Source organism: Rhizobacter sp. P2_G4, assembly GCF_056403575.1.
In genome coordinates this window covers 114095-134041 of sequence record NZ_JBFUFG010000002.1, presented here as the reverse complement: position 1 = coordinate 134041, position 19947 = coordinate 114095, and the positions used below count along the sequence as shown (strand labels likewise).

The 19947-nt window shown below is 66.3% G+C and carries 16 protein-coding genes and 1 tRNA gene; 7 read left to right on the top strand and 10 right to left on the bottom strand.

Going from position 1 to position 19947, the window contains the following annotated elements; all coding sequences use genetic code 11:
• Positions 1-65: 65 nt before the first annotated feature.
• The gene (locus AC1DYS_RS07235; protein WP_477897542.1) at positions 66-743 is read left to right on the top strand and encodes a GntR family transcriptional regulator; all 678 of its coding nucleotides are present in this window, start codon (positions 66-68) and stop codon (positions 741-743) included.
• A 16-nt stretch (positions 744-759) separates the two neighbouring features.
• Here AC1DYS_RS07235 and AC1DYS_RS07230 read toward each other — a convergent pair whose 3' ends face one another.
• The 6 genes from AC1DYS_RS07230 to hemC all read right to left on the bottom strand — a co-directional run bounded on the left by AC1DYS_RS07230 (position 760) and on the right by hemC (position 6172).
• The gene (locus AC1DYS_RS07230; RefSeq protein ID WP_477897540.1) at positions 760-1743 is read right to left on the bottom strand and encodes an aldo/keto reductase; all 984 of its coding nucleotides are present in this window, start codon (positions 1741-1743) and stop codon (positions 760-762) included.
• A gap of 266 nt (positions 1744-2009) precedes the next feature.
• A tRNA-Arg gene (locus tag AC1DYS_RS07225) sits at positions 2010-2086 on the bottom strand.
• A gap of 35 nt (positions 2087-2121) precedes the next feature.
• Entirely contained in the window at positions 2122-3366 is a 1245-nt protein-coding gene (locus AC1DYS_RS07220; protein WP_477897538.1) for a heme biosynthesis HemY N-terminal domain-containing protein, read from the bottom strand.
• Between the two features lie 5 nt (positions 3367-3371).
• Positions 3372-4478: a uroporphyrinogen-III C-methyltransferase gene (locus tag AC1DYS_RS07215; protein WP_477897536.1), complete on the bottom strand. Its 1107-nt coding sequence runs from the start codon at positions 4476-4478 to the stop codon at positions 3372-3374.
• On the bottom strand, positions 4475-5227 hold the full coding sequence (locus AC1DYS_RS07210; protein ID WP_477897534.1) for a uroporphyrinogen-III synthase: 753 nt from the start codon (positions 5225-5227) through the stop codon (positions 4475-4477). Before AC1DYS_RS07210 ends, AC1DYS_RS07215 begins: the two co-directional genes overlap by 4 nt.
• A 3-nt stretch (positions 5228-5230) precedes the next feature.
• Positions 5231-6172: a hydroxymethylbilane synthase gene (gene hemC / locus AC1DYS_RS07205; RefSeq protein ID WP_477897532.1), complete on the bottom strand. Its 942-nt coding sequence runs from the start codon at positions 6170-6172 to the stop codon at positions 5231-5233.
• Positions 6173-6293: 121 nt separating this feature from the next.
• Here hemC and ppc point away from each other — a divergent pair, with 121 nt between their 5' ends.
• Positions 6294-9089 (top strand): phosphoenolpyruvate carboxylase, encoded by a 2796-nt coding sequence (ppc, locus tag AC1DYS_RS07200; protein ID WP_477897530.1) that lies wholly within the window; start codon positions 6294-6296, stop codon positions 9087-9089.
• Between the two features lie 23 nt (positions 9090-9112).
• Here the strand turns inward: ppc and xdhC are convergent, their stop codons facing one another.
• From xdhC to xdhA, 3 genes are read right to left on the bottom strand one after another with little or no spacing between them, the layout of a single operon-like run.
• A complete protein-coding gene (gene xdhC / locus AC1DYS_RS07195; protein WP_477897528.1) occupies positions 9113-9919 on the bottom strand; it encodes a xanthine dehydrogenase accessory protein XdhC in 807 nt (268 codons plus the stop codon).
• Positions 9920-9923: 4 nt separating this feature from the next.
• Positions 9924-12293 carry a xanthine dehydrogenase molybdopterin binding subunit gene (gene xdhB / locus AC1DYS_RS07190; RefSeq protein ID WP_477897526.1) on the bottom strand — a complete coding sequence of 790 codons (2370 nt, stop codon included), beginning with the start codon at positions 12291-12293 and terminating at the stop codon, positions 9924-9926.
• Positions 12290-13840: a xanthine dehydrogenase small subunit gene (gene xdhA, locus AC1DYS_RS07185; protein WP_477897524.1), complete on the bottom strand. Its 1551-nt coding sequence runs from the start codon at positions 13838-13840 to the stop codon at positions 12290-12292. The genes xdhB and xdhA overlap by 4 nt, the downstream gene beginning before the upstream one ends.
• Positions 13841-14000: 160 nt before the next feature.
• Here xdhA and guaD point away from each other — a divergent pair, with 160 nt between their 5' ends.
• Together guaD and AC1DYS_RS07175 are read left to right on the top strand one after the other, a co-directional pair.
• Positions 14001-15305 (top strand): guanine deaminase, encoded by a 1305-nt coding sequence (gene guaD / locus AC1DYS_RS07180; protein WP_477897522.1) that lies wholly within the window; start codon positions 14001-14003, stop codon positions 15303-15305.
• Between the two features lie 51 nt (positions 15306-15356).
• The gene (locus AC1DYS_RS07175) at positions 15357-16397 is read left to right on the top strand and encodes an ABC transporter substrate-binding protein (protein WP_477897520.1); all 1041 of its coding nucleotides are present in this window, start codon (positions 15357-15359) and stop codon (positions 16395-16397) included.
• A gap of 508 nt (positions 16398-16905) precedes the next feature.
• Here AC1DYS_RS07175 and AC1DYS_RS07170 read toward each other — a convergent pair.
• A complete protein-coding gene (locus AC1DYS_RS07170; RefSeq protein ID WP_477897518.1) occupies positions 16906-17517 on the bottom strand; it encodes an ABC transporter ATP-binding protein in 612 nt (203 codons plus the stop codon).
• On the opposite strand from AC1DYS_RS07170, the gene AC1DYS_RS07165 reads away from it, so the two are divergent.
• The 3 genes from AC1DYS_RS07165 to AC1DYS_RS07155 are packed head-to-tail and all read left to right on the top strand — an operon-like array spanning position 17516 to position 19931.
• Complete coding sequence (locus tag AC1DYS_RS07165; RefSeq protein WP_477897516.1) at positions 17516-18349, top strand: alpha/beta hydrolase; 834 nt, start codon at positions 17516-17518, stop codon at positions 18347-18349. The genes AC1DYS_RS07170 and AC1DYS_RS07165 overlap by 2 nt on opposite strands.
• Positions 18346-19167 (top strand): ABC transporter ATP-binding protein, encoded by an 822-nt coding sequence (locus AC1DYS_RS07160; RefSeq protein ID WP_477897514.1) that lies wholly within the window; start codon positions 18346-18348, stop codon positions 19165-19167. Before AC1DYS_RS07165 ends, AC1DYS_RS07160 begins: the two co-directional genes overlap by 4 nt.
• Positions 19164-19931 carry an ABC transporter permease gene (locus AC1DYS_RS07155; RefSeq protein WP_477897512.1) on the top strand — a complete coding sequence of 256 codons (768 nt, stop codon included), beginning with the start codon at positions 19164-19166 and terminating at the stop codon, positions 19929-19931. Before AC1DYS_RS07160 ends, AC1DYS_RS07155 begins: the two co-directional genes overlap by 4 nt.
• Positions 19932-19947 lie beyond the last annotated feature (16 nt).

Genomic DNA, 19947 nt, shown 5'->3' with positions numbered 1-19947 from the left:
ACGCCTTGGAGGCACAAACCTCCCGGGCGTCTTTTATGGCGTCACCGTTGGCAGAATCGGCCCTCATGGACTTCCCCCTTGATGCGCCCGCCAGTGCGGTATCGACCCACACGCATGCCGTCGTGCGGCTGCTGGGCGAAGACATCATCTTCGGTAGATTGGCGCCCGGCTGCCGGTTGATCGAAGACGAGCTGATCGCGCGCTTCGGTGCCACGCGCCATGGCGTGCGGCAGGCGCTGGCCGAACTCGAGCGCATTGGCATCGTGGTGCGAGAGAAGAACAAGGGCGCCAGCGTGCGCGCGCTCGCCGCGAGCCAGGTGCTGCAGATCTACGAGGTACGCGAGCTTCTGCAGCGGCAAGCCGCGATGCAGATCCCGCTGCCGGCCGACCCTGCGCTGTTGCAAACGCTGGAAACGCTGCACGAAGAATTCGTGCAGCATCTGAAGGCGCGAGACTACGGCGCCGTGCACCGCATCAACGACGAGTTCCACCTGACGCTCTTCTCCGGCTGCGGCAACCCGTACCTCGTCGAGTCGATCCGCCACTACATGTGGCTGAGCCTGCCGGTGCGCGCGAAGCGAACCGCCGAGACAGGCCATTCAGAAGCTGCCGCGACAGAGCACTTGCGCATGATCCGGCTGTTGAAGGGCCGCGACAACGTGGCGCTGGCCAAGCTGTGCGTTGAACACCTGCAACAGGCGAAGCGCAGCTACCTCGAGGTGGCGACGGGACAGCACCTGTAGCGAGGGAGCGCCTCGTTCACCATCGGTGGTGGACCTGCGGCTTCGCATGCCGCTCGTAAACGGCCTGGATGGCGCGCACCGTGGAGTCGGGAAGCGCAGGCAGGTCGGCGGCGCGCATGTTCTCTTCGACCTGCGCCGGCCGGCGTCCGCCTGGGATCGCACAGGTGACCGCCTGCTGGAGCAGGATCCAGCGCAGCGCGAACTGTGCGATCGTCTGGCCGGGCGGCACCAGCGGGCGCAGCGCCTCGACAGCCTGGAGCCCGCTGTCGTAGTCGAGCCCCGAGAAGGTCTCGCCCTTGTCGAAGGAAGCGCCGTCGCGGTTGAAGCTGCGGTGATCGTCGGCAGAGAACTGCGTCGTGGGCTTGAGGTGGCCGGAGAGCAAGCCAGACGACAACGGAAGCCGCGCGAGGATGCCAACGCGGCGCGCCAGCGTTTCGCGGAACAGCAGCTCCGCCGGGCGCTGCCGAAAGATGTTGTAGACGATCTGCACCGATTGCACGTTCGGGAATTCGATGGCCTTGAGCGCTTCTTCGACCTTCTCGACGCTGACGCCGTAGTGGCGAACCTTGCCGGCGCGCACCAGGTCGTCGAGCACCTCGAACACCTCGGGCATGTAGAAGACCGGCGTGGGTGGGCAATGCAGCTGCAGCAGGTCGATGGCCTCGGTGTCGAGATTGCGCAGGCTTCGTTCGACGAATGCCGTGAGGTTTGCGCGGTCGTAGCCCTCGGCCACGTGCGGGCTGAGCCGCCGGCCGGCCTTGGTCGCGACGTAGAACGGTTCGCTGCGCTCCTTGCGCAGGCGGGCGATCAAGCGCTCGCTGTGGCCGTCGCCGTAGACGTCGGCGGTGTCGATGAAGTTGACGCCGAGATCCAGCGAACGGTGCAGCGCTGCCATCGATTCGTCGTCATTGACCTGCCCCCAGGTACCACCAATGGCCCAGGCCCCGAAGCTGATGGTCGATACCCGCCATCCGGTGCGGCCGAGTTCCCTGTATTGCATGATGTTCCGATTGTCGTGAAGGATTATCGATAATCTAACACCGGCAAATGCGCCGCATCGAACGACGGGACATTCGTGCGACGGAGTGCCACAGCGCTGCATGACGCGCGGTGGGGAGCGGCAGGTCGACGCAACCAAACGGTCATCGAGACCTGCGGCCACCGCTTGCAACAGGTCGCCAATCGCAAGTTGGGAAAAAGCTGCGCACAAAGAAAAACAGCCTGGAAACCGAAGTTTCCAAGCTGTCGTTCTAGAACAAGTTGTTCTGGTGCGGCTGGCAGGAATCGAACCCACGACCCCTTGGTTCGTAGCCAAGTACTCTATCCAGCTGAGCTACAGCCGCGAAGCCTCGAACTATAGCACCAAATTCCTGACCTTCTACAACTTGGCCGCCGCCTGGTAGCAAGAAGCGGCACGCTCCACGTCAGATTGCTTCTCGGCCAGCTGTGCCAACAGCAGCCACGCATGGCGGCGCGACGCGGTCGCCAGATCGGGAGAGGCCGCCGCCTGCTCCAGCAACAGGCGCGCCTTGCCGAACAGTTCGCGCTCGGCCAGTGCACAACCCACGGCAAACGCCACGGCGGGTTCGCGCGGGTAGGTCTGGCTGGCCGATTCGAGACGCGCCAGCCACTCGGGACCGAGGCCGGCCAGGCTGGCGACGAAACCCTGGGCCAGTGCAGCACGTTCGTCTTCGGTGAGGTCGCCCAGGCGGTCCCAGAACGGGCGCAGCCAGCCCCGGGCTTCGGCCGCGGCGCCATGGCTGGCGAGGCGGGTGGCGGCGCGCGCAGCCACGACGGGATCGCGACGGTCTGCGTTGTCGAGCGCGAACCAGACCCGGCGCACCTGATCGGCATCACGCGCACCGTCGAGCGACTCGAAAGCAAGCGAGCGCAGCAGACCTTGCGCGGCCACTTTGGAGAAGGCCTGGTGCTTGGCCAGCAAGCGTGCCGTCTTCAAGGCCTCGTTCGGTTGGCGGGCCAGCCGGCTGGCCTGCAGCTTGAGGCGCAGCGCATGCGTGCGGCGAGCCACGCCGGGCGGCAAGGCAGCAAGCAAGCTGAGCGCACGCGTGGCATCGCGATCGTCGAGCGCCCACTCGGCAGCCAGCAAGCGCGCGCCCTCTTCCGCCGAGCGAGCAAGCAGGCTGCTGCTGCTCAGTTCGAGCGCACGCTCCAGTTGATCGTCTCGGCGGCTGCGGTCTTGCAACTTGTGCGCACTGCCGGCGGCCAGCAGGTGGCCGAGCACGGTGAATTCGTTGTCTTGAATCAGGTCGGGCGTATCGGCTTGAATCAGCAGAGCGCGCTGAGCGGACTTCTGGGCTCGGCTGTAGCGCCCGCCAAAGTACTGTGCCAGCGCATCGCGAAGCGCGGCCTGGGCGGTGCGGTCGCGCCGTGCCACGCGCCATTCGTGCGCACGTCGCGGCAAGCCGACCAGCCCATTCACCGCCTGGAAGATCGTCACCAGCGCGAGGCAGGTGGCGAGCATGGCCAGCACGAAGAGGTTCATCGACACGTCCATGCGCCAGCCGCTCCAGTAGAGCGAGACCAGGCCGTCGTTCGCGCCAAAGGTGGTGGCCGCCACCACCGCCACCACGAACAACAAGACGAACCAGATGATGGCGCGCATGAAGCCTATCGCCCGGCCGTGGCCGCAGCCAACGCGGCCAGCGTGTCGTCGGGCCTGGGCAAGCCCACGTGGCGCGAACTCGCCGCGACCTGCCGGATCAAGTCGCCGGCGACCACGGTGCGGCGCGAGCTGCGATCGAAATAGCGGTCGAGCGCCGCCTGTGCGCTTTGCAGATCGGTCTGCACGGTGTCGAACTGGCGGCTCAGCAGGGCCAGGCGCGCGTTGAGCAAGCGCAGCTTCAGGTTCTCGCGCAGGAAGAACGCCTGCTCGGGCGCGACCAGCATCGCGTCGGGGTGATCGATGCGGGTCACGCGGACCAGCGAGCGCGTCTCGCCCCACACGCGATCGACCACGGTGGTCCAGCCTTCGGACAAGGCCGCCGTCCAGGCCGCGGGCTTGTCCATCACGCCTGAGGCGCTACGCGCCATCGGCTTGGGTGCGGGCGCCGGCAGCTTGGCCGCTTCCTTGCGCGGCTCGGCCTGCGACAACAGGGGCAGCTCGTCAACGAGGCGGATGGATTCGTCGAGCTTGATCGACAAGGCCGAGATGTCGGCCACGCCAACCGCCTTGACGCGATCGATGTCGCGCGCGATGGCCCGGCGAACACCCTCAAGGCGAGGCTGGCTATAGCGTGCCAGACGCTCGTCGGCCTGCTTCAACGCGGCGACCAGCGGCTCGGCGCTGCCGGTGATGGTCGATTGCTGTTGCGCCACACGGAGGCCGGCGTCGATGTCGACCAGCACGTTCTCGTCACGCGAGCGAGAGAGCGACTGGATCAGATCTTCGAGCTGTGTGCGCTGGATGGCCACTTCGGCCAGGCGCGCTTCAAGCAGTGAGACCTTGGCTGCGCTCTCGCGCGCGGTTTCGTCGGCGCGCTTGGCCAGGAGCCTGGCTTCGCCAGAGACGTTCTGGCTGTCCTGCTGACGGCGTACCAGTTCCTGCTCGAGCTTGCGCACACGCTGCTCCGCGGACCAGCCCAGCGCCAGGCTTGCCAACACGAGCAGGCTCAGCAGAGCGACGCCGGTCCACATCCAACGAATGCGGGCGCGTGAGGGCACGACTACCGCGGGTACGGCGGGTGCATTGGCAGGAGCAGGAGAGACATCGTTCACGATGCGATTGATTGTATGCACGCCACCACGGCCTCGAAGGCGGGGCGGACTTCGATCACACGGCCAATGCCGAGCGTGCGGGCGCGCTCGGCAATGCGAGGGTGAGTCGCCACCGCAACAGCATGTGCCCAGTCGGCCTGCGGTGCCAGCAGCTGCAGGTGGTCGATGGCTTCGGAGCTGCTGAAGAACCAGAGGTGCTGCCGCGGCTGCGACAAAGCCTCGCCCAACAGAGCCTGTTGGGGGGCCGACCACTGCGGCGGCATGCGGCCATAGGCTGCCACGAAGCTCAGCTCGGCGCCACGCTCACGCAAGCGCTCTGCGATCCAGTCACGCCCGCTCGTGCCACGCACCACCAGCACGCGCCGGCCGGCCCAGTCGCGGTTAGAGATCTGTTGCCACAAGGCTTCGGAGTCGAACTGAGGTGCATCGGCCGCGGGCTCGACCACCGCCACCACGCCAAGCTCTCGCAACACCTTGCTCGTGCCCGGCCCCGGCGATGCCGCCAGCAACGCGTCGGGCCAGACGGATGACGCAGGCTTCGCGGCAAAGAAGCACGTCGCCGCGTTGGGGCTGACGAAGATCACCATCGCTTGTTCGGGCAGGCTGGCCCAGGCCGATGCGACGGCGGCAACATCCGTGGCGGGCTCGATGTCAATCAGCGGCAGTGCTTCGGCCTGCAGGCCCGCACCACGAAGCTGCTGTACCCACTCGCTCGCCTGCGAAGCGGGCCTCGTGACGAGAACGCGCATGGCTTACAGCGCGGCGAGGTAACCAGCCGCGCCCTGTTCTCGCAACCGTTCGGCGGCCTGCTCGCCGAGCGCACGTGCTGCCGCCTCGTCGACGACAGCGCCCTGCGCACTGGCGCGCAACAAGGGCCGCGCAGTGTCTTGCCCGTCGCCCAACGCGACAGCCACATGGAGTGCATCGCCCTGCCAGGTGGCGTGAGCCGCCAGCGGCATGCTGCAGCTGCCGCCCAACGCGCGTGACACCGCCCGTTCGGCATGCACCGCAAGCCAGGTGGGGCGGTGGATCAGCTCGGCGAGTTGCGCGCGCAAGGGCGCGGCGTCCGCCAGCACCTCGATACCGAGGGCGCCCTGCCCTGCGGCCGGCAGCATCTCGGTGGGCTCGAAGCGGATGCGGATGCGGCTTTCCAGCCCCAGGCGCATCAGGCCGGCGGCCGCCAGCACGATGGCGTCGTAGTGGCCTTCGTCGAGCTTGCGCAGCCGCGTGTCGAGGTTGCCGCGCAAGGGCTCGATCTGCAGGTCGGGGCGCAGCGCCCGCAGCAGCACCACACGGCGCAGGCTCGAGGTGCCGACACGTGCCCCCTGCGGCAACTCCGCCAGCGTGGCGTAGCGGTTAGACACCAGCGCATCGCGCGGGTCTTCGCGCTCGAGCACGGCGGCCAGCTCGAAGCCGTCGGGCAGGTCCATCGGCATGTCCTTGAGCGAGTGCACGGCGAGGTGGGCACGGCCCTCCTCGAGTGCAGTCTCGAGCTCCTTCACGAACAGGCCCTTGCCACCGACCTTGGACAGCGTGCGATCGAGGATTTGGTCGCCCCGCGTCGTCATGCCGAGCAAGCCCACGTCAAGGCCCAAACGTTGCTTGAGCAACGCTCGCACGTGCTCGGCTTGCCACAGGGCAAGGCGGCTTTCTCGGGTGGCAATCAGCAGCGGCGAAGGGTCTGGGTGAGGCATCGGGCGATGCTAGCAGGCACGCTCGCAGTCACGCCTGCCGCCACGGCCAAGCCGACGGAACCGGTACCATTGAAAGCGCGTAACCAAATTACAGCCCGCTTCGAAGTTCAAAAGGACGACCATGCCCCGCGCCACGCCTGACGATGACAAGAATCAACCCCTCGTCGAAGACATCCGCTTGCTGGGCCGAATTCTGGGAGACGTGATCCACGAGCAAGAGGGCAAGACCGCCTACGAACTCGTCGAACGGGTGCGCAAACTCTCGGTGGCCTACCGGCTCAAGCGCGACGCCCAGGCCGGCCGCGCACTCGACCGGCTGCTGAAGAACCTGTCGGGCGACCAGACGGTGAGCGTGATCCGCGCCTTCAGCTACTTCTCGCACTTGGCCAACATCGCCGAAGACCGCCACCACGTGCGCCGCCGCGACCACCACGAGCGCCAGGGCCACCTGCAGGAAGGCTCGCTCGCGATGAGCCTGGAGCGCCTGGCTGCAGCCGACATCCGCGCCACGACCATCGCCTCCACGCTGCAGCACGCGTTCATCTCGCCGGTGCTCACTGCGCACCCCACCGAGGTGCAGCGCAAGAGCATCCTCGACGCCGAGCGCGCCATTGCCGAGCTGATCGGCCAGCGCGACACCTTGCACACCGCGCGCGAGATGGCCGAGAACGAAAGCCTGATCCGCGCCCGCGTCACCCAGCTGTGGCAGACGCGCATGCTGCGCTACACCAAGCTCACCGTGGCCGACGAGATCGAGAATGCGCTCAGCTACTACCAGAGCACCTTCCTGCGGCAGATTCCGCGCATGTACCGCGAGCTCGAAGAGGCACTGCCCGGCCACGCCATCGCACCGTTCTTCCGCATGGGCAACTGGATCGGCGGCGACCGCGACGGTAACCCCAATGTCAGCGCCGCCACCTTGCAGATGGCGCTGCGACGCCAGAGCGAAACCGCGCTGCGCTTCTACCTGACCGAGGTGCACGAGCTGGGCGCCGAGCTGTCGATCTCGGCCATGCTGGCCCCCATCACCCCCGCGATGCAGGCGCTGGCCAACTCGTCGCCGGACCACGGCATGCACCGCGAAGACGAGCCTTATCGCCGCGCGCTGATCGGCATGTACGCGCGGCTCGCCGCCACGCTGCATCAGCTGACCGGCACCGAAGCGCTGCGCCATGCCGTGGCACCGCAGTCGCCGTACGCCAGGAGCGATGAATTCCTGCGCGACCTGGGCGTGATCGAGCAGTCCCTTCAGTCCCACCACGCGCAAGCGCTGGTCACGCCCCGGCTGCGCCCTCTGATGCGCGCCGTGCAGGTGTTCGGCTTCCACCTCGCCACCGTCGACCTGCGCCAGAGCTCCGACAAGCACGAGGCGGTTGTCGCCGAGCTGCTGCAAGTCGCGCGCATCGAAGACAACTACAGCGCGCTCGACGAAACCGCGCGCCGCACCCTGCTGCTGCGCCTGCTGAACGACGCGCGGCCCTTGCGAGTGCACGCGGCCGCCTACTCGGAGCACGCGCAAAGCGAGCTGGCCATCTTCGAGGCGGCGCTGCAGATGCTGAACGCCTATGGCCGCGAAGCGCTGCGCCACTACATCATCTCGCACACCGAAGACGTGAGCGACCTGCTCGAGGTGCTGCTGCTGCAGAAGGAAGTGGGCCTCATGCGCGGCACGCTCGACGACAGCGCGGTGTGCGATCTCATCGTCTCGCCGCTGTTCGAAACCATCGGCGACCTGCGCAACGCCGGGCCCATCATGCGGGCCCACTACGCGCTGCCCGGCATCGCCGCCATGATCCAGCGTTCACGCGTGGGTGAACACGGCGAGCAGGACATCATGCTCGGCTACAGCGACAGCAACAAGGACGGCGGCTTCTTCACCAGCAACTGGGAGCTGTACCGCGCCGAGATCGCGCTGGTCGAGCTGTTCACCGCCGTGCGCGCTGAATACGGCATCACGCTGCGCCTCTTCCATGGCCGCGGCGGCACCGTGGGTCGCGGCGGCGGCCCGAGCTACCAGGCCATCCTCGCGCAGCCTCCAGGCACGGTGAACGGGCAGATCCGCCTCACCGAACAGGGCGAGGTCATCGCGTCGAAATACGCCCACCCCGAGATCGGCCGGCGCAACCTCGAGACGCTGGTCGCGGCCACGCTCGAAGCCACGCTGCTCCACCCGACCAAGAGCGCGCCCAAGAGCTTTCTCGACGCGGCCGATGCCATCAGCACTGCCAGCATGGCCGCCTACCGCAAGCTGGTGTACGAGACACCGGGCTTCACCGACTACTTCTTCGCTGCCACGCCCATCCGCGAGATCGCCGAACTCAACATTGGCTCGCGCCCGGCCTCACGCAAGGCCACGCGCGCCATCGAAGACCTGCGCGCCATCCCCTGGAGCTTCAGCTGGGGCCAGTGCCGCGTGGCGTTGCCCGGATGGTGCGGTTTCGGCTCTGCTATCAACGGCTACCTCGGCAAGTCGCCAAAGGAACGCAAGGAACGCCTGCTGTTGCTGCAGCGTATGTACAAGCAGTGGCCGTTCTTCCGCACGCTGCTTTCCAACCTCGACATGGTGCTGGCCAAGAGCGACCTCGGCATTGCCGCGCGCTATGTCGAACTGGTAGAAGACAAGCGCCTCGGCAAGCGCATCTTCACGGCCATCCAGGCCGAGTGGCAGGCGACGTCGGACACGCTCAGCCTGATCACCGGCGACAAGAAGCGGCTGGCCTCGAACCCGTCGCTCGCGCGGTCCATCGAGCACCGCTTCCCCTACCTCGACCCTTTGAACCACCTGCAAGTGGAACTGATGCGGCGATATCGGAACCAGAGCAGCCAGCAGCAAGGCGACCCGGCCAACGAGCGCGTGCGGCGCGGCATCCACATCTCGATCAACGGGGTGGCTGCAGGCCTGCGCAACACTGGCTGAACGGCGCGGCAAGCGCGGGCGTTTCAGCCCTGGGCTTGTCGCAGCAGCTGCGCCACCACCGCGACGGCAATCACTTCCGGCTCCTTGCCGGTGATGCCCGGCAGGCCGATCGGGCAGGTCATGCGGTCGATCGCCGCTGCCGGGATGCCGCGTTCCTGGAAGCGGTGGATGAACTTGTGCTTCTTGGTCCGCGAGCCGATGAGCCCGAGAAAGCCGAAATCGCCGCGCCTAAGAATCGCTTCGGTGATGCGCAGGTCGAGGTCGTGCTGGTGAGTGAGCACGAGATAGAACGCACCGCGAGGCGCGTGCCGCACTTCGGCTTCGACGCCATCGCCGACCAGCTTGCGAATGTGAGGCGGCCAGTTGGCATCGCCCAGCGATAACGGGAACTCCTCTTCACGCTCGTCGATCCAGTCGACCTGCACGTTCAGCGTGGCCAGCACGCGCGCGATGGCGCGGCCCACGTGGCCAGCACCGTAAAGCTGAAGATAGAACAGTGGCGCAGCCTCGGGCCATGCCCGCAGATGGCGCTCTTGCAAGCGTTCGAAGTGCAAGGTCACCGCACCGCCGCAGCACTGGCCCAACGCCGGCCCGAGCAGCAGGTGCAGCGAGCGAACGGCCTGCTCGCCGCTGCTCAGCATCTCGCGCGCCTGCGCCATCGCCTTCAGCTCCAGGTGACCACCGCCGATGGTGCCTGCTGCGCGTCGCAGCGACACCAGCATGCGGGTGCCGTTCTCGCGCGGCACCGAGCCCTGCGCCTCGCGCACTTCGATCAGCACGGCCGCTTCGCCGGCGGCCAGCCATTCGCGTGCGACGCTGCTCAGGCGCATCGGTTCAGCCTCCGGCCTGCACGGCGTTGAGCGCACGCAGGATCGCCTCGCTCGTGGCCGGTGCCGACAGCGGCGGGTCCACCTTGTGGTCACCCGCCGACGAGATCGCATCGCGGATTGCGAAGAACACCGAGAACGGCAGCAGCAGCGGCGGCTCGCCGACCGCCTTGCTGCGATGGATGGTGTCCGAGACGTTGTCGGTCTCGTACAGCTTCACGTTGAAGACGGGAGGGCAGTCGTTGGCCGTCGGTATCTTGTAGGTGCTGGGCGCATGCGTGCTCAGCATGCCCGTCTTCGGGTGCCACACCAGCTCTTCGGTCGTGAGCCAGCCCATGCCCTGGATGAAGGCGCCTTCCACCTGGCCGATGTCGACAGCAGGGTTCAGCGAACGGCCCGCGTCATGCAAGACGTCGGCGCGCAGCAGCTTCCACTCACCTGTGAGGGTGTCCACCACCACCTCGCTCACGGCAGCGCCGTAGGCGAAGTAGAAAAAGGGCTTGCCTTGCAGCGTCTCGCGGTTCCAGTGCAGGCCGGGCGTAGCGTAGAAGCCGTCGGACCACAGCTGCACGCGAGCGAGGTAGGCCTGCGTCACCAGTTCACAGAACGAGAGATCGTGGTGACCACCGAGATGAACGCGGTCGTTGGCGAAGCGAACTTCGCCCACATCGCAACCGTTCTGCGCAGCAGCGAATGCGGCGAGCCGCTCGCGGATCTGCCGCGCCGCGTCTTGCGCCGCTTTGCCGTTGAGATCGGTGCCGGTGGATGCGGCGGTGGCGGAGGTGTTGACGACCTTGTGCGTGTCGGTGGCCGTCACACGCACGCTGTCGAAACCGACACCTAGCTCATGCGCGACCACCTGCGCCACCTTGGTGTTCAGGCCCTGGCCCATCTCGGTACCGCCGTGATTCACCAGGATGGAGCCGTCGCTGTACACATGCACCAGCGCGCCGGCCTGGTTGAAATGCGCCACGTTGAACGAGATACCGAACTTGACCGGTGTGAACGCGATGCCGCGCTTGAGCACCGGGCTCGTCGCGTTGAACTGCGCGATGCCTGCACGGCGCGCGCGGTAGTCACTCGTCACCTCGAGCTGGGCGCTCAGCTCGTGAATGATGTTGTCTTCGACGATCTGGCCATATGGCGTGGTGATTTTTTCGGCACCGTCGCTCGGGCCGTAATAGTTGAGCGTGCGCACGTCGAGCGGGTCCTTGCCCAGCGTGCGTGCAATGGTGTCGAGGATGTTCTCGATTGCGATCGCGCCCTGCGGCCCGCCGAAGCCGCGGAAGGCGGTATTGCTCTGCGTGTTGGTTTTGCCCGAGTAGCCGTGCATGGCCACGTCGGGCAGCCAGTAGGCGTTGTCGAAGTGGCACAGCGCGCGCGTCATCACTGGGCCCGACAGGTCGGCCGAATGGCCGGCGCGCGAGACCATCGTGATCTCGCCGCCGAGCACGCGGCCTTCGTCGTCGTAGCCAACGTCGTACTCGTACCAGAAACAATGGCGCCGGCCGGTGATGAGGAAGTCGTCGTCGCGGTCGAGCCGCAGCTTCACCGGGCGGTTGAGCCTGCGCGCCGCCACCGCAGCGATGCAGGCGAACGGGGCCGATTGCGATTCCTTGCCGCCGAAGCCGCCGCCCATGCGCCGGCACTCGACCTGCACATGGTGCGCATGCAGCTTCAGCGCATGCGCCACCAGGTGCTGCATCTCGCTCGGGTGCTGGGTGGAGCAGTGCACCAGCATGCCGTCGTTCTCTTTCGGGATGGCGTAGCTGATTTGGCCCTCGAGATAGAACTGCTCCTGGCCGCCGACGTCGAGCGTCCCCTTCAGACGATGCGGCGATGCGGCCAGTGCACTCTTCGCGTCACCTCGTGTGAGGTGCATCGGCGGCAACACGTACTGCCCCTGGGCGTGCGCCTCCTGCGGCGTCAGCACCGCCGGCAAAGCCTCGACCGTCAGCACGCTCTTGGCCCGCGCAGCCGCGCGGCGTGCGGCATCGCGCGTGTGAGCCACTACCGCGAAGACCGGCTGACCCAGGTAGCGCAACTCGCCTTCGGCGAGGATGGGTTCGTCGTGGATGATCGAGCCGCAGTCGTTGGGGCCGGGGATGTCGGCGGCGGTGATCACGTCCACCACGCCGGGCATCGCGCGCACAGCGTCGACATCGATCTCAGTCAACCGGCCATGGGCCACCGGAGACAGGCCAAGGGCCACATGCAGCGTGCCGGCCAGCTCGGGCAGGTCATCGATATAGGCCGCTTCGCCAGCGACATGCAGGTGCGCCGATTCATGCGGACGGCTGATGCCCACACGCACGCCTTCGCGCAGTGCTTGCGCTTCGGACGGTGGCTGCAGAAAGGACTCGAGAGGCTTGTTCACGGCGTGCCCTCCGCCGACAGCTCGGCATGCGCCATCGTGCTCCACACGCTCGTGGCTTGCGGCGGCAGCGCGTCTTGCGAACGCGTTTCGAGCCAGAAGCGCTGCAACAGGTTTTGCGCCACCTGCAGCCGATACGCCGCGCTGGCCCGCATGTCCGACAGCGGCTTGAAGTCTTGCGCGAGCGCCGCCTGCGCGAGCTTCACGCTGGCCTGCGTCCACACCTGGCCGGTCAACGCAGCTTCGGCTGCCTCGGCCCGCTTGACCGTGCCGGCCATGCCGCCGAAGGCAATGCGCACCTGCTTCACCACATCGCCATCAAGTTCGATGGACAGGCCGGCGCACAGCGCCGAGATGTCGCAGTCGAAGCGCTTGCTGATCTTGTAGGCACGCACCTGCCGCGCGAAGGCCGGCAGCGGCACCGCCATGGCCAACACGAACTCGCCGGGCTGCAGCTGGTTCTTCATGTAGTCGAGGTAGAACTCGGGCAGCGGCATGCGCCGCACGCGCGCACCCTTGCGCAACACGATCTGCGCATCGAGCGCCATCAGCACTGGCGGCGAGTCGCCGATGGGCGAGCCGTTGGCCACGTTGCCGCCCATCGTGCCCGCATTGCGGATCGGCGGCGAAGCAAAACGCAGCCACACGTCAGTGAGGCTGGGCGCGCGCTGCACCAACGCGCGCCACGCGGCTTCGAGCGAGGCGCCGGCACCGATCAGCAATTCACCGTCTTTCTCCTCGATGCGTTTGAGTTCTTCGACATCGCCGACGTAGACGATGTCGCCCAGCTGCTTGAACTGCTTGTTGACCCACAAGCCGACGTCGGTCGACCCGGCCAGCAGCTGCGCCTGCGGATGCGCTTCGCGCAGCGCGGCCAGGGCCTCCAGCGTGCGCGGTGCGTGGAAATGATCGACGCGCTGCGGCGACCCGTCGACCTGGCGGTTGACGGCGACGTAGTGCAAGCCTTGATCAGCTTGCAGGCCCTGCAGGGCCGAGACGACGGGCGCCGTGTCGAGCGTCGCGGCAGGCAGGTCGAACATGCGCTGCCCGGCATCGAGGATGGGCCGGTAGCCGGTGCAGCGGCACAGGTTGCCCGAGAGGTCGTCTGCCAGCTGCTGGCGGCTCGGCAGCGTGTTGCAGGCCTGGTGGTGCTCATACGTCGACCACAGCGACATCACGAACCCCGGGGTGCAGAAGCCGCACTGCGAACCATGGCACTCGACCATGGCCTGCTGCGTCGGGTGCAGTCGATCAGGGGCCTTCAAGTCTTCGACAGTGAACAAGGCCTTGCCATGCAGCGTCGGCAGGAACTGGATGCAGGCGTTGACGGTCTGAAGGCTCAGGCCGCGCACGGCCGAGGTGTCGCCCGGCTGGGCCAGCTCGCCGATCACCACCGTGCAGGCGCCGCAATCGCCTTCGTTGCAGCCCTCCTTGGTGCCGGTGCAACGAGCGTCTTCACGCAGCCAGTCGAGCACCGAGCGCGTGGGGTGGGCGCCGTTCACCTCGACAAGCGCCCCGCGGTGGTAGAAGCGAATGGGTTGCGGATTCATGGTCTGAGATGGTTAGGATGCCAAGCGAAGTTCATGCAGGAAAGCATATGTCACAGCACGCGGTTTTTCACGCTATTGCAAGTCAACAAGCAGCCAACCAACTAGCACGCCGCATGCCGCAGCGGTGCGCTCGGGTACGCAGCTTGCACCGCTGAGCCTCATGCCCAACGCCACCACTTCGCGCCTGGCCCTTCGAGGCGATCTGCTCGACTTCACCGGGGCGCCCGAATGGGGTGCAACCGAGTCCCCCTTGGTGCGCTACCGGCCAGACTACTGGCTGTTGGTTGACGATGGCCGCATCGTCGGCACGCAGCCCGGCACACGGACACCCGATGCCAGCTGGGTGCAGCACGACCACAGCGGCCACTTGATCCTGCCCGGCTTCATCGACACCCATGTGCACAGCCCGCAGCTCGACGTGATCGCGAGCTACGGCACCGAGCTGCTCGACTGGCTCAACAACTACACCTTCCCAGCCGAGCAGCGCTATGCCGATGCGGCCGAGGCGGTGGCCGGAGCAGCGCGCTTCCTCGATGCGCTGCTGGCCCACGGCACGACCAGCGCGGTGGTCTTCCCCACCGTCCACAAGGTCAGTACCGAAGCGCTGTTTGCGGCGGCGCAGTCGCGCGGCATGCGACTCATTGCCGGCAAGGTGCTGATGGACCGCCACGCGCCAGATGGTCTGCGCGACGACGTGGCCCAGGCCGAGCGGGATTGCGTCGACCTCATCCAGCGCTGGCACGGCACCGGCCGGCTGGCCTATGCCGTCACGGTGCGCTTTGCGCCGACCAGCTCACCCGAACAGCTGGCCATGGCAGGCGCGCTGTGCAAGGCGCACCCCGGCGTCTACATGCAGACCCATGTGGCCGAGAACCGCGACGAGGTGCGCTGGGCACGCCAGCTCTTCCCCGAAGCGCGCAGCTACCTCGACGTGTATGCCCGCGCCGGCCTGCTCTATCCGCGCAGCGTGCTGGCCCACGGCATCTGGCTGGACGACGAAGACCGCGCTGCGCTGCGCGACAGCGGCGCGCAGATCGCCCACAGCCCCTCGTCCAACCTCTTCCTCGGCAGCGGTCTCTTCGACTGGCGGGCGGCCGAGTCCGCCGGTGCTGCGGTCAGCGTGGCCACCGACGTGGGCGGCGGCACCAGCCTGTCGATGCTGCGTGCCCTGGCCGACGCCTACCGTGTGCAGGCCATGGCCGGCCAGCGCCTCACGGCCTGGAAAGCGCTGCACTCAGCCACCCTGGGCGCCGCCACGGCACTCGGCCTGTCCGACGAGATCGGCTCGCTCGAGCCCGGCCGCATGGCTGACGTGTGCGTGTGGAACTGGGCGGTCGGCCCGGTGGCCCAACGCCGGCTGGAGGTCGCCCGCGAGCTGCACGAAAAGGTGTTCGCCTGGATGATCCAGGGCGACGAGCGCAACCTCGCCGCCACCTATGTCGCCGGGAGTCGCGTGCCGGCTTGAGCACAGTTCTTGCACCTTCAGTGCACCCTCGTTCCAACAAGAAGCCGCTCCATGACCCACAGCAAACGCTCTCTGCTCGTCACCTTCTGCGCCGCTGCGCTGGTCTCTGCCCTGCCTCTCGCGCAGGCGCAAGAAACCGCCATCAAGTTCCAGCTCGACTGGCGCTTCGAAGGCCCGGCCGCGCTGTTCCTGGTGCCCGTGGCCAAGGGCTACTTCAAGGACGAGAAGCTCAACGTCACCGTCGACGCCGGCAACGGCTCGGGTGGCACCGTCACGCGCGTGGCCTCCGGCACCTACGACATGGGCTTCGCCGACCTGGCGGCATTGATGGAATTCCACGCCAACAACCCCACGGCACCCAACAAGCCGGTGGCGGTGATGATGGTCTACAACAACACACCGGCCGCCGTGCTCGCGCTGAAGAAGTCAGGCATCAAGACCCCGGCCGACCTCAACGGCAAGAAACTCGGCGCCCCGGTGTTCGACGCCGGCCGCAAGGCCTGGCCCATCTTCGCCAAGGCCAACAACATCACCGGCGTCACGTGGACGGCCATGGACCCGCCGCTGCGCGAAACCATGCTCGTGCGCGGCGACATCGAAGCCATCACCGGCTTCTCGTTCACCTCACTGCTCAACCTCGAAGCGCGCGGCATCAAGGCCGATGACGTGGTGATCCTCCCCTACCCCAGTTACGGCGTGAAGCTGTACGGCAACGCGGTCATCGTGGGCGAGGAATTCCTGAAGAAGAACCCCGAGGCAGTGAAAGCGTTCTTGCGTGCCTTCAGCAAGGGCATGAAAGACGTCGTCGCCGACCCGAAGGCGTCGATCGCCACGGTGAAGGCGCGCGACGGAATCATTAACGAGGAACTTGAAACCCGGCGCCTGAAGCTGGCGCTGGACGCGACGGTTCTGACCGCGGACGCGAAGGCCGAAGGCTTTGGCGAGGCCAAGGGCGGACGGCTGGCGTTGATGGCAAGCCAGGTGTCAGATGCGTTCGGGACCAAGGAACGCGTGAATGCAGGGGCGGTATGGAACGGGGGGTACTTGCCAACGGCCGCAGAGCGGGACATCTTCAAGGTGGTCAGGAAGTAGGCTCTGTCGCTTCGATCGGGGCGCACAGCGCCCCAGAGAAGCAGTGCGGTAGTTGCCTCAGGCGCGAGCGAAGCGACGCGTCMTCGTGCCGATGCGMAGCGAGCYGARTCTGGTGTTCGTCTCCCCTTCGGACGAGCTGAGCAGCACAGGGCTTTGCGGCGCGCGCGCAAGCGCGCATCCACAACTGACTTCGCGCCGTTTGTYTGAACGCAGTRAGCGCAGCGAACGAAGTGAGTTKGGCGCGGCCGCAAAGACCGAGCAGCGCAAGGCAGCCCTCGCATCGCGAGGGCCGAGTCGGCAGGGGTCGCTTCTTTGCCTACTTTCTTGTCGATACAAGAAAGTGGGTCGCCTGCCGGGGCGACATCCCGGCGCGGTCTCACGCAGTGAACAAGATCAGCGACAAAGCGAGGCTTCGATACCTCAGCCCGAACGGTTCGAGGTTTGCGAAGCGGCCCCGCGCTGGGGTAGTGGACGCGGCCACGAGCCAAGCAAGCTGGCAAGCCAGCCGCTAAGGCAAATCCACCGATACCTGAAACATCAACGCCGAATTCCCCAGCACATTCACCTGCGCCGAATAAACCGGTGTGAACTGCCAGCCCATGGACAACACGAGTCCCGGCGAGAACCCGCCGTGGTTGAACGGCACCTTGTCCTTGAACTCACCCTTGTACCCATACAGCACACCCGCCGTCCACTGGGCGAAGAGCTGCGAATAGTCGCTCCAGTTCTCCAGGCGCTGCCCGCCGTACAGGTAAGTGCTGGGTTGCCCGAACGAGTTGCTGAAATAAGTGCCGCCGAAAACGATGCCGTCGGCGCGCTGCCGCTCCAGGCCGATCATGCGGACCGGGCGGTGCTCAGGGTCGCGTGAATAATGGAAGGTGTAGGGCGACGCCATCAGGCGCCAGAAATCTCTGCCCGGGGCAGCAACCGCAGGAGCCGGTTCGCTGGGCGACACTGACGCGGGTTGAGCGGTCTGTGAGTGGGCAGAAAAAACACAGCAGAACAGGCCCGTGGCCAGCGCAGGAACAAGGAATCTCATGCTCGCAATTGTCGCCAGATTTTTGAGCACTTCTGGCTGGGGGATACGAAGCTTCGCAACGCTCTGTGTGACGCTTTCCATGCTGTCGGCACTCGGGGGCTGCGCCTGGTGGGACAACAAGGAACGCGAACTGGTCTACCGGCCCACACCCGGCAAGAACGCCGACTTCAAAGGGCTTCGGCCCAGCGACGAGATGTATTCGGTGAGCGTGCCCGGTGCAGCCATCGGCACCAAAGACAAGCTCGAGATCTGGTGGATGCCGCAGCCAGACAACCCCGACGCACCCGCGCTGCTGTACCTGCACGGCACTTTCCGCAGCTTGTACCGCAACTACCCGAAGATCGAAGCCCTGCGCGATGCCGGCTTCGCGGTGATGGCGGTCGACTACCGCGGCTGGGGCGACAGCTCGCCCATCATCCCGTCCGAAAAAACCATTCTCGATGACGCCGACGTGGCCTGGACGGAGTTCATCCAGCACGTGCCCGACCCGCGCAAGCGCGTGATCTTCGGCCACTCGATGGGCGGCGGCGTGGCGATCGACCTGGCCAGCCGCAAGCGTTACCTCGTCGACTACGCCGCACTCATCACCGAATCGACCTTCACTAACCTGCCCGACGTGGCGGCGTCGGTGGGCATGATCGGCACCGTGGCCTCGTGGATCACCCGCCAGAAGTTCGATTCCATCGACAAGATCGGCAAGGTCGACGCGCCCATCCTGATGATGCACGGCCAAGAAGACAAGACGGTGCCGGTGGAGCTGGGCCGAAAATTGCGTGATGCTGCGCGCCCCGGCGTGCGGTGGCTCGAAGTGCCCGGCGGCAGCCACAGCGGCTTGCACCGCGAGGCGCCTCAGCTCTACCAGCAGGCCGTGAAGTCTGTCATCAACCAGTTGCCCAAATCACCTCCCACATGACCAGTTTCGTGGACTTTCGCAATGTCTGGCTCGCGTACAACGACGAGCTGCTGGCGAAAAAGCGGTTCGCCGTCGAAGACATCTCCCTGCAGGTAGGGCGCGGGGAGTTCATCGCGATCGTCGGGCCTTCGGGCTGCGGCAAGTCCACCTTCATGAAGCTGGCCACCGGCCTGAAGATGCCTTCGCAAGGCAGCATCCTGATCGATGGCAAGGAGGTCAGCGGCCCACTCAAGATCACCGGCATGGCCTTTCAGGCCTCGTCGCTGCTTCCCTGGCGCACCACGCTGGACAACGTGCTGCTTCCGCTCGAGATCGTCGAGCCCTACCGCAGCAACTTCCGCAAGGAACGCGCAGCCTACGCCGACAAGGCGCGCAAGCTGCTGCAGAGCGTGGGGCTAGGCGGATATGAAGACAAGTTCCCGTGGCAGCTCTCGGGCGGCATGCAGCAGCGCGCATCGATCTGCCGCGCGTTGATCCACGAACCCAAGATGCTGCTGCTCGATGAGCCCTTCGGCGCGCTCGACGCCTTCACGCGCGAAGAGCTGTGGTGCATCCTGCGCGACCTGCAGACGGTGCAGCAGTTCAATGTGATCCTCGTCACGCACGATTTGCGCGAGGCCGTCTTCCTGGCAGACACGGTGTATGTGATGAGCCGCAGCCCGGGCCGCATGCTGGTCCAGCGCAAGATCGAACTGCCGCGGCCGCGCGAACTAGAAATCACCTACACCAAGCCGTTCACCGACATCGTGCTCGAGCTGCGCGAGCACATCGGCGCCATTCGCAAGCCGGCGGGTGGCGTGGTGGAGGCAGCGCAATGACGAAGGCTCAGCGTTTGCAACTCGCGCCCTGGCTGCTGTTGATCGCGGTGCTGCTGCTGTGGGAGCTGATCTGCCGCGGCTTCAATGTCTCGGAGTTCATCTTCCCCGCGCCTTCTCGCATCGCCACGCAGTTGTTCGAGTTCAAGGGCGTGATCGCTGGGCACGCATGGCGCACCTTCTGGGTCACGATGGTGGGCTTCGGCATCTCCATCGTCGTCGGCACGCTGCTCGGCTTTCTGATCGGCAGCTCGCGCCTGGCTTACGCGGCGATGTACCCGTTGATGACGGCGTTCAACGCGCTCCCGAAAGCCGCCTTCGTGCCCATCCTCGTGGTGTGGTTCGGCATCGGCGTCGGGCCGGCGGTGCTCACCGCGTTCCTCATCTCCTTCTTCCCCATCACCGTCAACATCGCGACCGGTCTGGCCACGCTCGAGCCCGAGCTCGAAGACGTGCTGCGCGTGCTCGGCGCCAAGCGCTGGGACGTGCTCATCAAGGTGGGCCTGCCACGTTCGATGCCGTACTTCTACGGCTCGCTGAAGGTCGCGATCACCCTCGCTTTTGTGGGCACCACGGTGTCGGAGATGACCGCCGCCAATGAGGGCATCGGCTACCTGCTGATCTCGGCCGGCTCGTCAATGCAGATGGGTCTGGCCTTTGCCGGCCTGCTGGTGGTGGGTGCGATGGCCATGGCGATGTACGAACTCTTTGCCGTGATCGAGAAGCGCACCACCGGCTGGGCGCACCGTGGTTCCAATCACAACTGAGCCGTCAGCTGATCGG

Excerpts from the sequence above, each read along its gene's own strand:
- AC1DYS_RS07210 (WP_477897534.1), bottom strand. The coding sequence starts at position 5,227 with ATGCGCGTTCTCGTCACGAGGCCCGCTTCGCAGGCGAGCGAGTGGGTA.
- AC1DYS_RS07235 (WP_477897542.1), top strand. The coding sequence starts at position 66 with ATGGACTTCCCCCTTGATGCGCCCGCCAGTGCGGTATCGACCCACACG.
- AC1DYS_RS07230 (WP_477897540.1), bottom strand. The coding sequence starts at position 1,743 with ATGCAATACAGGGAACTCGGCCGCACCGGATGGCGGGTATCGACCATC.
- AC1DYS_RS07165 (WP_477897516.1), top strand. The coding sequence starts at position 17,516 with ATGCTGTCGGCACTCGGGGGCTGCGCCTGGTGGGACAACAAGGAACGC.
- AC1DYS_RS07220 (WP_477897538.1), bottom strand. The coding sequence starts at position 3,366 with ATGCGCGCCATCATCTGGTTCGTCTTGTTGTTCGTGGTGGCGGTGGTG.
- AC1DYS_RS07175 (WP_477897520.1), top strand. The coding sequence starts at position 15,357 with ATGACCCACAGCAAACGCTCTCTGCTCGTCACCTTCTGCGCCGCTGCG.
- AC1DYS_RS07170 (WP_477897518.1), bottom strand. The coding sequence starts at position 17,517 with ATGGAAAGCGTCACACAGAGCGTTGCGAAGCTTCGTATCCCCCAGCCA.
- xdhC (WP_477897528.1), bottom strand. The coding sequence starts at position 9,919 with ATGCGCCTGAGCAGCGTCGCACGCGAATGGCTGGCCGCCGGCGAAGCG.
- AC1DYS_RS07155 (WP_477897512.1), top strand. The coding sequence starts at position 19,164 with ATGACGAAGGCTCAGCGTTTGCAACTCGCGCCCTGGCTGCTGTTGATC.
- ppc (WP_477897530.1), top strand. The coding sequence starts at position 6,294 with ATGCCCCGCGCCACGCCTGACGATGACAAGAATCAACCCCTCGTCGAA.
- guaD (WP_477897522.1), top strand. The coding sequence starts at position 14,001 with ATGCCCAACGCCACCACTTCGCGCCTGGCCCTTCGAGGCGATCTGCTC.
- hemC (WP_477897532.1), bottom strand. The coding sequence starts at position 6,172 with ATGCCTCACCCAGACCCTTCGCCGCTGCTGATTGCCACCCGAGAAAGC.
- AC1DYS_RS07160 (WP_477897514.1), top strand. The coding sequence starts at position 18,346 with ATGACCAGTTTCGTGGACTTTCGCAATGTCTGGCTCGCGTACAACGAC.
- xdhA (WP_477897524.1), bottom strand. The coding sequence starts at position 13,840 with ATGAATCCGCAACCCATTCGCTTCTACCACCGCGGGGCGCTTGTCGAG.